At 34.4% G+C, this 13,411-nt stretch carries 14 protein-coding genes; 7 read left to right on the top strand and 7 right to left on the bottom strand.

Annotation, left to right across the window (positions count from 1 at the left end; translation table 11 throughout):
* Positions 1–70: 70 nt before the first annotated feature.
* Positions 71–1,687, top strand: coding sequence for a phosphoenolpyruvate carboxykinase (ATP) (gene pckA, locus MR054_RS03115; RefSeq protein WP_242156122.1), 1,617 nt, complete (start codon positions 71–73; stop codon positions 1,685–1,687).
* Positions 1,688–1,740: 53 nt separating this feature from the next.
* Here pckA and MR054_RS03110 read toward each other — a convergent pair whose 3' ends face one another.
* Positions 1,741–2,490, bottom strand: coding sequence for a uroporphyrinogen-III synthase (locus MR054_RS03110; RefSeq protein WP_242084104.1), 750 nt, complete (start codon positions 2,488–2,490; stop codon positions 1,741–1,743).
* Between the two features lie 24 nt (positions 2,491–2,514).
* The gene (locus tag MR054_RS03105) at positions 2,515–3,162 is read right to left on the bottom strand and encodes a DUF4271 domain-containing protein (protein WP_242156120.1); all 648 of its coding nucleotides are present in this window, start codon (positions 3,160–3,162) and stop codon (positions 2,515–2,517) included.
* Between the two features lie 108 nt (positions 3,163–3,270).
* Between MR054_RS03105 and MR054_RS03100 the strand changes: the two genes are divergently transcribed.
* Genes MR054_RS03100 through MR054_RS03090 form a run of 3 tightly spaced genes read left to right on the top strand, consistent with a single transcriptional unit; the run spans position 3,271 to position 5,883 of the window.
* The gene (locus tag MR054_RS03100; RefSeq protein ID WP_242156358.1) at positions 3,271–3,993 is read left to right on the top strand and encodes a polyprenol monophosphomannose synthase; all 723 of its coding nucleotides are present in this window, start codon (positions 3,271–3,273) and stop codon (positions 3,991–3,993) included.
* A 13-nt stretch (positions 3,994–4,006) separates the two neighbouring features.
* Positions 4,007–5,347 carry a dihydroorotase gene (locus MR054_RS03095; protein ID WP_242156118.1) on the top strand — a complete coding sequence of 447 codons (1,341 nt, stop codon included), beginning with the start codon at positions 4,007–4,009 and terminating at the stop codon, positions 5,345–5,347.
* Positions 5,344–5,883 (top strand): DUF4296 domain-containing protein, encoded by a 540-nt coding sequence (locus MR054_RS03090; RefSeq protein WP_242156114.1) that lies wholly within the window; start codon positions 5,344–5,346, stop codon positions 5,881–5,883. Before MR054_RS03095 ends, MR054_RS03090 begins: the two co-directional genes overlap by 4 nt.
* Here the strand turns inward: MR054_RS03090 and MR054_RS03085 are convergent.
* Positions 5,849–6,859 (bottom strand): NAD-dependent epimerase/dehydratase family protein, encoded by a 1,011-nt coding sequence (locus MR054_RS03085; protein ID WP_242156111.1) that lies wholly within the window; start codon positions 6,857–6,859, stop codon positions 5,849–5,851. The genes MR054_RS03090 and MR054_RS03085 overlap by 35 nt on opposite strands.
* Before the next feature lie 87 nt (positions 6,860–6,946).
* On the opposite strand from MR054_RS03085, the gene tyrS reads away from it, so the two are divergent.
* The gene (gene tyrS / locus MR054_RS03080; protein WP_242156357.1) at positions 6,947–8,245 is read left to right on the top strand and encodes a tyrosine--tRNA ligase; all 1,299 of its coding nucleotides are present in this window, start codon (positions 6,947–6,949) and stop codon (positions 8,243–8,245) included.
* A gap of 125 nt (positions 8,246–8,370) precedes the next feature.
* On the opposite strand, the gene MR054_RS03075 is transcribed toward tyrS, so the two are convergent.
* From MR054_RS03075 to MR054_RS03065, 3 genes are all read right to left on the bottom strand, one after another.
* Positions 8,371–8,817, bottom strand: coding sequence for a YHS domain-containing (seleno)protein (locus MR054_RS03075; RefSeq protein ID WP_242156109.1), 447 nt, complete (start codon positions 8,815–8,817; stop codon positions 8,371–8,373).
* Between the two features lie 87 nt (positions 8,818–8,904).
* Entirely contained in the window at positions 8,905–9,885 is a 981-nt protein-coding gene (locus MR054_RS03070; RefSeq protein ID WP_242156107.1) for a LuxE/PaaK family acyltransferase, read from the bottom strand.
* Positions 9,886–9,982: 97 nt separating this feature from the next.
* Entirely contained in the window at positions 9,983–10,309 is a 327-nt protein-coding gene (locus MR054_RS03065; RefSeq protein WP_242084114.1) for a T9SS type A sorting domain-containing protein, read from the bottom strand.
* 205 nt (positions 10,310–10,514) lie between these two features.
* Between MR054_RS03065 and MR054_RS03060 the strand changes: the two genes are divergently transcribed.
* Positions 10,515–11,195: a response regulator transcription factor gene (locus MR054_RS03060; protein ID WP_242084116.1), complete on the top strand. Its 681-nt coding sequence runs from the start codon at positions 10,515–10,517 to the stop codon at positions 11,193–11,195.
* Positions 11,195–12,241, top strand: coding sequence for a sensor histidine kinase (locus MR054_RS03055; protein WP_242156101.1), 1,047 nt, complete (start codon positions 11,195–11,197; stop codon positions 12,239–12,241). The genes MR054_RS03060 and MR054_RS03055 overlap by 1 nt, the downstream gene beginning before the upstream one ends.
* On the opposite strand, the gene MR054_RS03050 is transcribed toward MR054_RS03055, so the two are convergent.
* Positions 12,212–13,270 carry a glycosyltransferase gene (locus MR054_RS03050; RefSeq protein ID WP_242156100.1) on the bottom strand — a complete coding sequence of 353 codons (1,059 nt, stop codon included), beginning with the start codon at positions 13,268–13,270 and terminating at the stop codon, positions 12,212–12,214. The two genes, MR054_RS03055 and MR054_RS03050, sit on opposite strands and share 30 nt — an antisense overlap.
* Between the last annotated feature and the right edge of the window lie 141 nt (positions 13,271–13,411).

The following is a 13,411-nucleotide window of genomic DNA, read 5'->3' as shown; positions in this document are numbered from 1 at the left end:
CACACAAAAACGTTAAAAAATTTAAAATAATTGTCTTATTTTTGCGATATAAATAATTTTAGAGCAGAATATGGAAAACTCCGGCTCACCAACAAAATCAATTTCGTTGGAACACTATGGTATAAAACATGCAAATGTTAATTATCAGTTATCACCAGAACGTCTTCATGATATTGCGATAGAAACTGGACAAGGTGTAGAAGCTTCTTCTGGGGCATTGTCGGTTAATACAGGTGAATTTACAGGACGCTCCCCAAAAGATCGATTTATTGTAAAAGATGATATTACTGAAGACAAGATATGGTGGGGTGATGTGAACATTCCTTTTGATTCTAAAAAATTCGATAAGCTTTATAATAAGGTTACAGACTATCTTGGCGGTAAGTCCCTTTTTGTGAGGGATTGTTATGCTTGTGCGGATGACCATTATCGTTTAAATATTCGTGTAATAAATGAATATCCTTGGAGTAATCAGTTTGTATATAACATGTTTTTACGTCCAAAGGAAGAGGAGTTAGACCATTTTTCTCCTGAATGGACTGTGATTAATGCCCCGGGGTTTATGGCAGATGCGCAAGAAGATGGTACACGTCAGCATAATTTTGCGATTTTAAATTTCTCTAGAAAATTAGCTCTAATAGGAGGTACGGGATACACCGGTGAAATTAAAAAAGGTATATTTTCTGCTTTGAATTTTATACTTCCGGTCTTTAAGGAAACTTTACCAATGCACTGTAGCGCAAATGTTGGGAAAGAAGGGGATACCGCTATTTTTTTTGGTTTATCCGGTACAGGTAAAACCACATTGTCCACAGATGCTAACCGAAGCCTAATTGGCGATGATGAACATGGTTGGACCAAAGAGAATACCATTTTTAATTTTGAGGGGGGATGTTATGCGAAAGTAATTAACCTATCCAGAGCGAATGAACCTGAAATATATGATGCGATAAAAAAGGGAGCGATTTTAGAAAATGTCGTCTTAGATAAGGAGGGTCATGTGGATTTTGGCAATACTTCAATAACGCAAAATACTAGGGTGAGTTACCCCATATATCATATTGAAAATATTCAAATGCCTTCAATAGGCAAAAATCCTAAGAATATTTTCTTTTTAACGGCCGATGCTTTTGGAGTAATTCCACCAATATCTAAATTGACACCTAGTCAGGCTGCCTACCACTTTATATCTGGTTATACGGCAAAAGTAGCGGGAACTGAAGCAGGTGTGGTAGTGCCACAGCCCTCGTTTTCGGCTTGTTTTGGAGCTCCTTTTATGCCATTACACCCTGCAAAATATGCCGAAATGTTGAGTAATAAAATGATAGAAGCGGGAGTAAACGTGTGGTTGGTAAATACAGGATGGACAGGAGGACCTTATGGTATTGGAAAGCGTATGGAATTAAAATATACACGCGCCATGATTAATGCGGTTTTAAACGGAGACCTGGGCTTATACAATTATGACGATTACCACATTCATTCTGTATTTGGGGTAGCACAGCCTAGAAGTTGTCCTGGAGTGCCAACAAGCGTACTCAGTCCTCGAGCAACATGGAATGACGATGATGCCTATTATAAAACAGCATTTAAATTAACCAATGCCTTCCGTGAAAACTTTAAAAAGTTTGAAGCCCATTGCAGTGAAGAAATTCGACGAGGGGGACCACAACGGTATGCATTTTAAAAAAGAAAGGGATGCTATTTAACTCACCCCTTTTAATTGGTTGCAATTGAACTTTATCTCCCCTTGTTTACTTTTTCAATGTATTTTTCCAAAGCCATAGTCATAGATGGTGTTTCGGGTGTTGGTGCTTCAATATCAACGCGCAACCCCTTTTCTTTAACAGCCTTTATCGTGGTGTTTCCAAATACAGCAATTCGTGTATCATTTTGTTTGAAATCCGGAAAATTTTGAAATAACGATTCGATACCAGATGGACTAAAGAAAACCAAAACATCATAATATACATCCGCTAAATCCGAAAGATCACTAACTACTGTTTTGTAAAAGGTGGCTTGTTTCCAGTTCACTCCTAAGGCATCCATGGTTTCAGGAACTTCCGGTTTAATTTTATCCGTATTAGGTAATAAGAATTTCTCGTCCTTATACTTCTTTATTAAGGGAGAAAGCTCAGCAAAGGTACGTTTCCCAACATATATTTTACGTTTTCTATATACCACATATTTTTGAAGATAATAGGCTACTGCTTCAGACTGACAGAAATATTTCATGGTATCTGGAACCTTAAAACGCATTTCTTCTGCAACTCTAAAAAAATGATCTACGGCATTTCTACTAGTTAAAATTATTGCCGAATAATGGTTTAAGTCTACTTTTTGATGTCTAACTTCTTTTGCCGAAACTCCTTCAACATGAATAAAGGGTCTAAAATCTATTTTTACCTTTTGCTTTTCTATTAAATCGAAGTATGGAGAATTCTCTATTTTAGGTTCTGGTTGTGAAACCAAAATCGTTTTCACTTTCATATGCACAAGTAGTTTGTTCTTTCTTTAATCTAAAATAAAAACCTTATATAAAATAACATAGGGTGCTATTTCAAGAGCGCAAAGATACAAAATAAAATAGAAAAAATTGTTTTTTATTAAACTTTGATGTCGTTTAAATGAAGTAATTAACCCTGCAATATTCACAGTAAACAAAATGCCAAATGCTATGTAAAAATGAACCGCAGAAGGTTCAAAACTATAAATTAAAATGGCATTTATGGGGAGCAATATTAGGCCCAAATAATTTTTATAGGATATTTTTTGAAAGAGATAGGTGTCTATTAAAGTATCGATTTCAAAAAGACTACCCACCAGGCGCTCAATTAAAACCTTTATCAAGAAAAATGAACCGATGCCAACGGTTATTTTAAACAAAAGATTGATATAAAGGCCATTAGTTTGATTGTAAAGTTGAAAGACAAGAATTATAAAAACACCTGCGGATATAATTAAGTTAACAAACAAAAGAGCATCAAACTTATCTAAAAATTTCTGATCACGGGCATAAATTTTAAGGTATTTTGAGTTGGTGAACATATAAATGAAGTCATTGAAGCGCTTAACAGAAACAAGTTTGGCAAGTGCAACTATGAGTAAGCAGCAAACCAATAATAGAGTAAATAGCTCATTTGAAGACACTTCACGAATCATGGAATAAAATTATTATAATTATTCAATACCTGCCTAATTATTAAGGAATATTTAAAATAAATAAAAGGCTAATACCGTACATTTGCTAAAAACTATAAGCTATTAATGATGCATAATGCTATTGTCATTATTCCAACATATAATGAAATAGAGAATATTGAGTCTATCGTTAAGGCCGTATTGTCACAGTCGGAGGACATACACATTTTAATCGTTGATGATAACTCACCTGATTTAACAGGCTTGAAGGTCAAGGAATTACAATTAGAATTCCCGGATCGCTTGTTTTTGGAATCCCGTATGGAAAAGTCAGGTTTAGGAACCGCATATATTCATGGATTTCACTGGTGTTTGAATAAGCATTATGACTATATATTTGAAATGGATGCCGATTTTTCCCATAATCCAGACGATTTAATTAAGCTTTATAATGCTTGTCATGTTGAGGGGGCTGATTTGTCCATTGGATCCCGTTATATAAGGGGTGTAAATGTAGTTAACTGGCCTTTAAGCAGGGTGCTTATGTCTTATTTGGCTTCTATTTATGTGCGGATTATTACGGGAATGAAAATACACGACACCACTGCTGGATTTGTGTGTTATAAAAGAAGGGTATTGGAGGCTTTAAATTTAGATACCATTAAATTTATTGGCTATGCGTTTCAAATTGAGATGAAATTTAAGGCCTACTTAAAAGGATTTAAAATTATTGAGGTCCCGGTAATTTTTACAGACAGGACAAAGGGTGAATCCAAATTGAGCTCTGGGATTATATCTGAAGCTATTTTTGGTGTCATTTCAATGAAGATTAAAAGTTTATTTAAAAAGTAAACAAGTTACGGCTATGAAGACAACATTGATAAAAAATGCAAGAATTGCGAATGAAGGAACTATTTTTAAAGGAGACCTATTAATAAAAGGGGAATACATAGAACAAATTGACGAATCTATTAGTGCGAAATCTTCGGATGTCGTTGTAATTGACGCAGAGGGTAAATTATTGATGCCGGGTGTAATAGACGATCAGGTGCATTTTAGGCAACCGGGTCTTACACACAAGGCGGATATCGCATCTGAGTCCAAGGCTGCTATTGCCGGAGGTATCACCTCATTTATTGAAATGCCTAATACTAAACCACAAACCACAACTGTTGAAAAGTTAGAGGAAAAATTTGAAATTGCTTCTAAAACCTCATTTGCAAATTATTCTTTTATGTTTGGCGGGACCAATAATAACTTAGATGAAATCCTAAAGGTTGATACCAAAACAGTTGCTGGATTAAAGTTATTTTTAGGGTCTTCAACAGGGAACATGTTGGTAGACGATCCTGAGGTATTGGAAAAGATTTTTAAAAGCACCAATATGATCATATCGGTACATTGCGAAGATGAAACAACCATAAAACAAAACCTTAAAAAGGATATAGAAAAATATGGAGACGATATCCCAATTGGTAGGCATCCTATCATAAGAAGTGAAGAGGCCTGTTATATATCGTCTTCAAAGGCAATAGAACTGGCTAAAAAAACAGGGGCCAGATTACACGTTTTTCATTTATCAACAGGCAAGGAGACCCAATTATTCACGAATAAAATTCCTTTAAAAGATAAAAAAATTACGTCTGAAGTTTGCGTTCACCATTTGTGGTTTTCGGATGAAGATTACGAAAAAAAGGGGACTTTGATCAAATGGAATCCAGCTATAAAAACTAAAACCGACAGAAAAAAACTTTTAGAAGCGTTATTAAACGATCGAATTGATGTCATCGCCACTGATCATGCGCCTCATACTTTAAAGGAAAAACAAAATAATTATACCAAAGCGCCTTCTGGGGGTCCGTTAGTGCAGCATGCCTTACCCGCAATTCTGGAAATGTACCATCAAGACAAAATCTCAATTGAAAAAATTGTTGAAAAAATGTGTCATAACCCCGCCATTTTGTTTCAAATCGAAAAGCGTGGATTTATAAAAGAAGGTTATTTTGCAGATTTGGTATTAATAGATTTGAATAATCCATGGACGGTTAAGAAAGACAATATTTTATATAAATGCGGGTGGTCCCCTTTTGAAGGGACCACGTTTAAGTCCAGAATAACCCATACCTTTTTAAATGGTACCTTGGTCTACAATAACTTTAAGTTTTTTAATACAAGTGCTGCAAAGCGATTAACTTTTAATAGATGATAGTAAGAGGCATTTTAGTATTGATGTTCACCTTTTTTTTAGTGGGTTGCTATAAACTTAAAAATCCACCAAAGCCTAAGAATTTAATTCCTAAGGAAAAGATGATCAATATTTTAATTGATATTAGGCTCATGGCGTCTGCAACCGGGGTAAATAAAAGAACACTGGATAACAATATAGCGCACAAAGAAGAATACATTTATAACAAATACAATATAGATAGTTTGCAGTTTGCTCTTAGTAATGAATATTATGTTTACCATATCGAAATTTATGATGACATTTACGCAAAGGTTAAGGATAGTTTGGATGCACTAAAAAACCTATACAAAGATTTAGAAGAAAAGGAATTAAAAATAAAACAAGAGCAAGACTCCTTAAAGGCTTTAGTAAAGAGGGACTCCTTGAATTTAAAGAAAAGCTTGGACTCTATTGGTGCAATTCGTAAAAATGATTCTCTGACAGAAATATACCTGTCGGAAAAAATTAAAAAAGAAGGACTTATTGATCCTGTCTCAGATAATGATGGCCAATAGTGGAAATTGTTTGGTCAATAGGTTCAAAGGAATAATCTAGGGCCCTTTCAATTTTTGCACTGCTGTAAAGCTTTTCTTTTTGAAGTGCTTTAACGATTTGCTTGGTTAGGGTTCTTGGTTTTTTGGTTAATATATGGATTAGCCAATCCAATTTCCAGGCTAAGTTTAAAAGCAATGCCGATGCAGTTCTTTCAGGGGGTTTTTGGTTAACCGATACCGACAAACTCTTCAAAAAACGTTTGTATGACCAATTTTCAGCCACCAAAATAAAGCGATCGTTTTGGATGCTACTTTGCATGAGGCGTATCATAATAGTTACTACGTCTTTTACATTTATTAGGGCAATAGTACCCTTAGAATAAAACGGAATTCCTTTACGTGCTTTTTTAAACAAACTTCCGGTTCCATTATCCCAAATGCCAGGACCTAAGATAACCCCTGGATTTACTATGACAACACTTAAGCCTTCTTGTGATCCCCTCCAAACCTCCATTTCAGCACCATATTTGGTAATACCATAAAAGCTATTGTCTTCTTCGGGATTCCAAAATGAATTTTCAGTTATAGGCTCACCGTTCGTAGTAATTCCTAATGTCGAGATAGAACTTACATAGCACAGTTTGTTGATTTGCTGCTCCAAACAAATGTTTACAACATTGGCCGTACCCTCAATATTTATCCGACGTAATTGGTAATACTTTCTGGGATCAAAAGACACAAAAGCAGCGCAATGATAAACCATTGTTACACCGCTAAACGCTGTGGTTAACGATGGAATATCAAGTAAATCTGCCTCAATCCAAATAATTTTATTCAATAGCAAATCGCTATCATCAGTATAAGTAGAAAAGACCTGTCTAACATTTTTAAGTGAACTTTCACTACGATAAATAGCCTTTACTTGCTTGTTGTCTTCAACCAGCCTGTAAAGGAGATGTGCCCCAACTAATCCAGTACCCCCAGTTACTAAAATCATGCAACTAAAGTAAAGAAATATTAAGAATACAATAGTAATTATTAGCGTATTTTTATATTTGCCCTAGTTTAGCAAAAATTAAGGTTTATCATGAAGAATTTTGTGGAAGAATTAACATGGCGAGGTATGATACATACCGTTATGCCAGGGGCGGAAGAGCACTTAATGGAAAGCATGCGCTCTGCTTACGTAGGATTTGATCCAACGGCAGATTCTTTACATATCGGTAATTTGGTTCCTATTATGTTACTGGCACACTACCAGCGTTGTGGACATCAACCTATTGCTTTAATTGGTGGTGCGACAGGAATGATAGGTGACCCTTCAGGTAAATCGAATGAACGTAATTTATTAGATGAAAAAACATTACGCCATAATCAGGAATCTATAAAAATACAGTTGGCCCATTTTTTGGATTTTGAAAGTGAAGCAAAAAATGCAGCTGTTTTAGTAAACAATTACGACTGGATGAAGGACTTTTCCTTTTTAGATTTTATTCGCGATGTTGGTAAACATATTACCGTAAACTATATGATGGCCAAAGATTCCGTGAAAAACAGAATTTCATCTATTGATGCTTCAGAAGGCATGAGTTTTACAGAATTTACATATCAATTGGTACAAGGGTATGATTTTCTTCACCTGTACAGAACCAAGAATTGCACGCTGCAAATGGGAGGTAGTGACCAATGGGGTAACATCACTACCGGTACCGAATTGATTAGGCGTATAGGTAATGGTAAAGGCTTTGCGATTACCTGCCCTCTAATAACTAAATCCGATGGTTCAAAGTTTGGAAAATCCGAAGGAGGAAACGTATGGTTGGACGCTAATAGAACGTCACCATATAAATTCTATCAATATTGGTTAAACTCGAGTGATGAAGATGCCGAAAAATATATTAAGATTTTTACGTTTTTAAATGAGGAAGAGATAAAGGATGTAATTAAACAACATAAGGAAGCCCCTCATTTAAGGGTACTCCAAAGGTGTTTGGCAGAAGAAATAACAACCTTAGTGCATTCTAAAGATGATTTAAATAATGCTATTAAGGCAAGCAATATTTTGTTTGGAAAATCTACAAGTGATGATTTAAGACAATTAAATATTCAAACTTTTTTAGATGTTTTTGATGGTGTTCCACAAACTGAAATTCCCGCATCCGAAATTGAAAATGGATTGGATATTATTGCCGCCTTGGCTGAAAAAGGGGGGTTTTTAAAATCCAATGGAGAAGCCCGTCGGGCATTAAAGGAAAATTCTATTGCTGTAAATAAGAAAAAAGTAGGCGAGGGCTTTACCATTTCTACTGCTGATTTAATAAATAATAAGTTTGTATTATTACAACGTGGTAAGAAGAATTATTTCGTTTTAGCAGTTAAATGATAAAAGACCCAATATAATAACATTGGGTCTTTTGTTAACCAACCAATTAACTAAAAAACTTTTCTTTTTCTTAGCTTATTTCTTTGGACGTAGAGTTCATATAAAACTTACTTAGCCCCATAATCTTATTTTTTAAATTGTATTATACGCCAGTTTTTGTCACCTTTATTAAGCACGATCTCCTCATTTTCTTCATTCCATAAGTCAAGTGTATTTGCCCCCCATGCCTTGTAAAATAAATAAAGTTTGTCATGGATAATTTTATAAGTTTTTGGGTCAATGGAAACTTTTTTCCCTTTCAAAGCTACTGCATAGGCACAATAACCTCCGTATTGTGGCATATATTTTTCGGGATTGTCCCTAAAAGTTATAAGGTTTTCCTTTGAAGAAAATAAATAGGTTATGTTATCAACATGAATGGCCAATTTTTTTAAGCCTTTTTTAGGTTCATTGTTAAAATAAGACACTACATCGTACCCCTCTACGGCAAGTCCCTTTTTGGAATTGTAATCTAAGGTCTGACATAGAGCAGGTATACTAAGCAGTACAAATAAAAAATTCACAAGTTTCATGATAATGAACTCATATCTAAGTCGTTCGAAGGTTTTAAAGATTACAGAGGGGATTTATTTTAAACTAAATTTAGGTAACATGCACAATTAAAGAACCATAAGATTACAACCTCTTATGTCTGCATGGTCAAATCGGCCGATAATTTCAAATGTGCCATTGGAAAATACGCGACCTAAATCCTGAGTGGCAATGAAAGCACAGGAATTTATGTTTGCCAAATCAATTACATTAATACCACCCACGACACCGTTTTTTTGGATGGTTAAGGCATCCTCCGGATCTCGCGCGAGAACCTGCATCCAGGGGGGACACGTAAATATACCGTCCCCATGAGAATAGGCCTGGCTTAAAAGTTCAGTCATACCATATTCACTATGTATGGTGTTAACTCCAAATCCATTTTTTAATATCTTGTGAAGGTCATTTCTAATCAACTCCTTTCGTCTTCCTTTCATACCTCCGGTTTCCATGATTATCACATGTTTTAAAGATAATGGATAGTGTTCTGCCAAATCCAACAAAGCAAAAGAAACTCCAATTAGCAATACTCTAGTATTCCGAGCGTCTAAGGCAAGTAAAGTATCCTTTAGTTCTGGTAGATTATTTAAATAAAATCCACTCTCAGGCTGATTGGATTGTTTAATCAAATGGTCGACCATATAAATCAAAGAAGACCCTTCGCGTTCAAGATAAGATGGTAAAAGAGCTAAAATTACATAATCCTTAATGTTACCATAAAACCTTTCAAAGGTTCTCTCAAAACTTTGTCGGTATAGCTCTAAGTCGGTTACATAATGCTTACTTGTTTTAGTATGTGTAGTTCCGGAGCTAATAAACGTTTTTTCAACATGATGTTTTGAACTTATAACGACGTGCGATTTAAAGAACTGAATGGGCAAAAAAGGAATGTCCTTAATACATGTCACTTCGCTGGGATGAATGTTTAATAAATCACAAAATGAGCGATAAACACGATTATTTTCGAATTGAAATTCAAAAACTTTAAGTGCAAAGCTTTTAAACTCTTCATGGGTTTTTATGTTAAAAATGGCTTTGGAATCTAGCATTAAAAATTACATGAATTCAGAGAACAAAAGTATATAAAATAAAAAAGGCGTTACCATTGGAAACACTTTAATGGCTGTGATGAATAAAATCCCAAATTTATTTAATCACTAATTTTCGAGTTTCAGTAATGTTGTTTTCGGTAATTTTTAAAAAATAAACGCCTGTTGTTAGGGGGGAAATGTTTAACTCTTTACCTGTTATGGTAGTGGCATATATTTTTTTGCCAATAGCATTAAAGAATTCTATATGTTTGATCATATTTAGTTTTGAGGTAACATAAATAACTTGTCTGTTACTGTTCACAGGATTGGGATATATAGACAAATGTTCTATTTTTTGCTGTGCAATATCCTGTGCATAAACTCTGGGAGCAAAGGCAATAATTAAAAAAAGGGAAAGGGTTAATGCGTAGTTTTTTGCCATAGTAGGATTTTAGTATGTTAAATTTAGTAAATAATAATCAAAAGTTATACCAATTATTAAAAAAAAGATTTCATAAAATTAGCTAAAGGTTAACCCTGCGTAACTAGGATGTTACTATAATGTTATATGTTTTTAATTTTTTATAAGTTTATAGATTAGTCTTATCTTTACTCATAATATTGTAAAGAAATTTTATTCTATTGGGATGGATAAAAAAGACATTAAAATTCTATTGGTCGATGATGAACCGGATATTCTCGAAATCGTGAGTTATAATTTATCCAATGAAGGGTATCAAATTTTGACTGCCGAAAATGGTATAGAAGCTGTGAAGAAAGCCAAAAAAGATCAGCCCCATTTAATTATTTTGGACGTAATGATGCCGGAGATGGATGGTATTGAAGCTTGCGAACAAATAAGGAAAATCCCCAATTTAAAAGATACAATCATTACTTTTTTAACTGCTCGAGGAGAAGATTATTCTCAGGTAGCCGGTTTTGATGCTGGAGCTGATGATTATATTACAAAGCCTATAAAACCTAAGGTTTTGGTGAGTAAAGTAAAGGCATTATTAAGACGATTTAAGCAAGAAGAAAAGGACAATAAACTTAAAATTGGAAATTTAGTAATAGATAGAGATGAATATAAAATAAGCTTGAAAGGAGAAGAAATAATTTTACCAAGAAAAGAATTTGAATTGTTATCTTTGTTGACTTCAAAACCCGGAAAAGTATTTAAGCGAGATGAAATTTTGGACAAAGTTTGGGGTAATGAAGTTGTTGTGGGAGGAAGAACTATTGACGTACACATAAGGAAACTAAGAGAAAAAATCGGTGATGATAGTTTTAAAACAGTAAAAGGAGTTGGTTATAAGTTTGTAGATTAATGCAAGTTAAATTAAAAAAACCGTACAGGTTTTCGGCAAAAACATCGCTTTATATTGCACTGTTATTAACACTCATAACGAGTGTTTTTTTATATTATTTTTTTGAATTGAATTGGGTTTTGTTGGGTTTTATTTTAGTAGTAAGTTATACCTTATCTTTTGTTTTAATTCAATTTCGAATTGAACGGTTAATTTACAGGCGTGTCAAACAAATTTACGACGACCTTACATTATTAGAATCCGCAAGTATCCATCGAGAGGCCATTACTACCGATATGGGCACCTTAACCAAAGAAATAGATAAATTTGCCAGAGATAAAAAGTTAGAAATTGAAACCCTTAAGGTCAGGGAGCAATATAGGAAAGAATTTTTCGGGAATGTGTCCCACGAACTAAAAACGCCATTGTTTACTGTACAAGGCTATATTCTGACACTATTAGATGGTGCAATTAACGATAAAAAAGTAAACCAGAAATATTTAAAGCGAGCCAGTAAAGGGGTAGAACGACTGGTGTACATTGTGAAGGATTTAGATATGATTACCAAATTGGAAATAGGTGACCTTAGTCTAAATATGGATGTTTTTGATATTGTTGAATTGGTTAAAAATGTCTTCGACATGTTCGAAATGCGTGCCGCTAAGAAAAAAATAACATTGACATTTGATATTGATTATAAAAAACCAATTCTTGTTAATGCAGATAAGGAACGAATCCAACAAGTGTTAACAAACCTTATAGTGAATTCAATAAAATATGGTCAAGAGAAGGGTACTACTGAAGTTAGTATTGAAAATCTAATAAAGAACAAGGTCATTGTGCGTGTAACCGATAATGGTGAAGGGATTGCCAAAAGCCATTTACCACGATTGTTTGAAAGGTTTTATCGGGTAGATAAAAGTGGCTCCCGCAATGAAGGAGGATCTGGTTTAGGGCTGTCAATTGTAAAACATATTATTGAAGCCCATAACGAAAAGATTTACGTTGAAAGCGAAATCGGTGTGGGAAGTGAATTTTCATTTACCTTGGAAAAGGCTATTAAATAATTCTCCATAATTGGTTTTTGGAAATTCAAACTGAAGTCCCTTGTATTGGTGGACTTCTCTTAGTTTGTGTGATGTGAATTCCGATTGTAAACAATAGGGCGCTAACCCTTGTTCTGCCAGTCTTTTGGCTAAATATTCTTGTTCAAATTGACCAGGCGTTGGGATGAAAAACGCTTTTTTATTCAACTTAGATAAATCCATAATCGTAGTATATCCAGACCTAGAAAGTATTAAAGCACTCTCATTAATCGTCTTTTCCAGTAGACGGGCGGTCATAAAATTATAAATCGTCATTTGGTTTATAGTTTGTATGGATTGCTCAGCTTCAACGATCCCTCTAACAAAAACTATTTTACCCGAATGCGTTTTTAGTTCAGTTAACAATTTCTTTTCAAGAAGGGTGCGTTGTGGTTCAGGTCCGGAAATTAAAACTAATAAATCATTTTTAATGGGCGTCTGAATTTTCGCAAATCTACTTAACGGGCCAATATATTTTATGGGAATTTTAAAAGATGTTATATGACCAAGTTCGCCGCTTAAATTTAAGGCTCCTTTCATATCGGGAATCCAACATTCATTGAATTTTTTAATAAAACTTTGATGTAATTTTGAAGTTAGCCAAGTGGTACAGCCACTTAATACATTAACTTGATGTGTTATGATTACAGATGGTAGTTTTTCATGGTATACGCCTAGCCTATTATCCGAAATAATTCCCCAAATATTATGTTTTCTTATTATTGTTTGAGTAATTTTTTTTTCGGCTTTAATGGCGCTCAATAATTTAGGTGAATCCATTAAAACCTTAATCTTAAAATACCTCCCATTTTTAGGATAACTCACATGATAGGAGGGTAACTCAAGAGAAGTTAGGTTTGGGAATTCCTTTTTTAAAAGTAATAAAGCGTCACCATCGCTGGCAATAATAGGTTCAAAGCCCTCTTCAATTAAGGCATGAACAATAGGGATGGTTCGAGTGGCATGTCCCAGTCCCCAATTTAAAGGCGCTACTAAAATTCGTTTTTTCATAGTTCTGGTTTCGCTTGTCTCTCCCGGTAAAATGGCATCAAGTTTGGGCTTTCACCAATCGCCCAAAAAAGCAAAACGCGTTTCGCTCAATCCCTCATGTAAAAATTACAATTAAATTCAAATATAGATATATTAACACTC

The organism is Aestuariivivens sediminis, from assembly GCF_022662105.1.
GTDB lineage: Bacteria > Bacteroidota > Bacteroidia > Flavobacteriales > Flavobacteriaceae > Aestuariivivens > Aestuariivivens sediminis.
The sequence above is the reverse complement of the archived record's forward strand: the minus strand, read 5'-3'. Positions and strand labels throughout refer to the sequence as shown.

Coding starts and splice junctions, on each gene's coding strand:
- MR054_RS03105 (WP_242156120.1), bottom strand. CDS start 3,162: ATGATTCGTGAAGTGTCTTCAAATGAGCTATTTACTCTATTATTGGTT.
- MR054_RS03075 (WP_242156109.1), bottom strand. CDS start 8,817: ATGAAACTTGTGAATTTTTTATTTGTACTGCTTAGTATACCTGCTCTA.
- pckA (WP_242156122.1), top strand. CDS start 71: ATGGAAAACTCCGGCTCACCAACAAAATCAATTTCGTTGGAACACTAT.
- MR054_RS03110 (WP_242084104.1), bottom strand. CDS start 2,490: ATGAAAGTGAAAACGATTTTGGTTTCACAACCAGAACCTAAAATAGAG.
- MR054_RS03095 (WP_242156118.1), top strand. CDS start 4,007: ATGAAGACAACATTGATAAAAAATGCAAGAATTGCGAATGAAGGAACT.
- MR054_RS03085 (WP_242156111.1), bottom strand. CDS start 6,859: ATGATTTTAGTAACTGGGGGTACTGGATTAGTTGGGGCACATCTCCTT.
- MR054_RS03065 (WP_242084114.1), bottom strand. CDS start 10,309: ATGGCAAAAAACTACGCATTAACCCTTTCCCTTTTTTTAATTATTGCC.
- MR054_RS03050 (WP_242156100.1), bottom strand. CDS start 13,270: ATGAAAAAACGAATTTTAGTAGCGCCTTTAAATTGGGGACTGGGACAT.
- MR054_RS03055 (WP_242156101.1), top strand. CDS start 11,195: ATGCAAGTTAAATTAAAAAAACCGTACAGGTTTTCGGCAAAAACATCG.
- MR054_RS03090 (WP_242156114.1), top strand. CDS start 5,344: ATGATAGTAAGAGGCATTTTAGTATTGATGTTCACCTTTTTTTTAGTG.
- MR054_RS03060 (WP_242084116.1), top strand. CDS start 10,515: ATGGATAAAAAAGACATTAAAATTCTATTGGTCGATGATGAACCGGAT.
- MR054_RS03070 (WP_242156107.1), bottom strand. CDS start 9,885: ATGCTAGATTCCAAAGCCATTTTTAACATAAAAACCCATGAAGAGTTT.
- MR054_RS03100 (WP_242156358.1), top strand. CDS start 3,271: ATGCATAATGCTATTGTCATTATTCCAACATATAATGAAATAGAGAAT.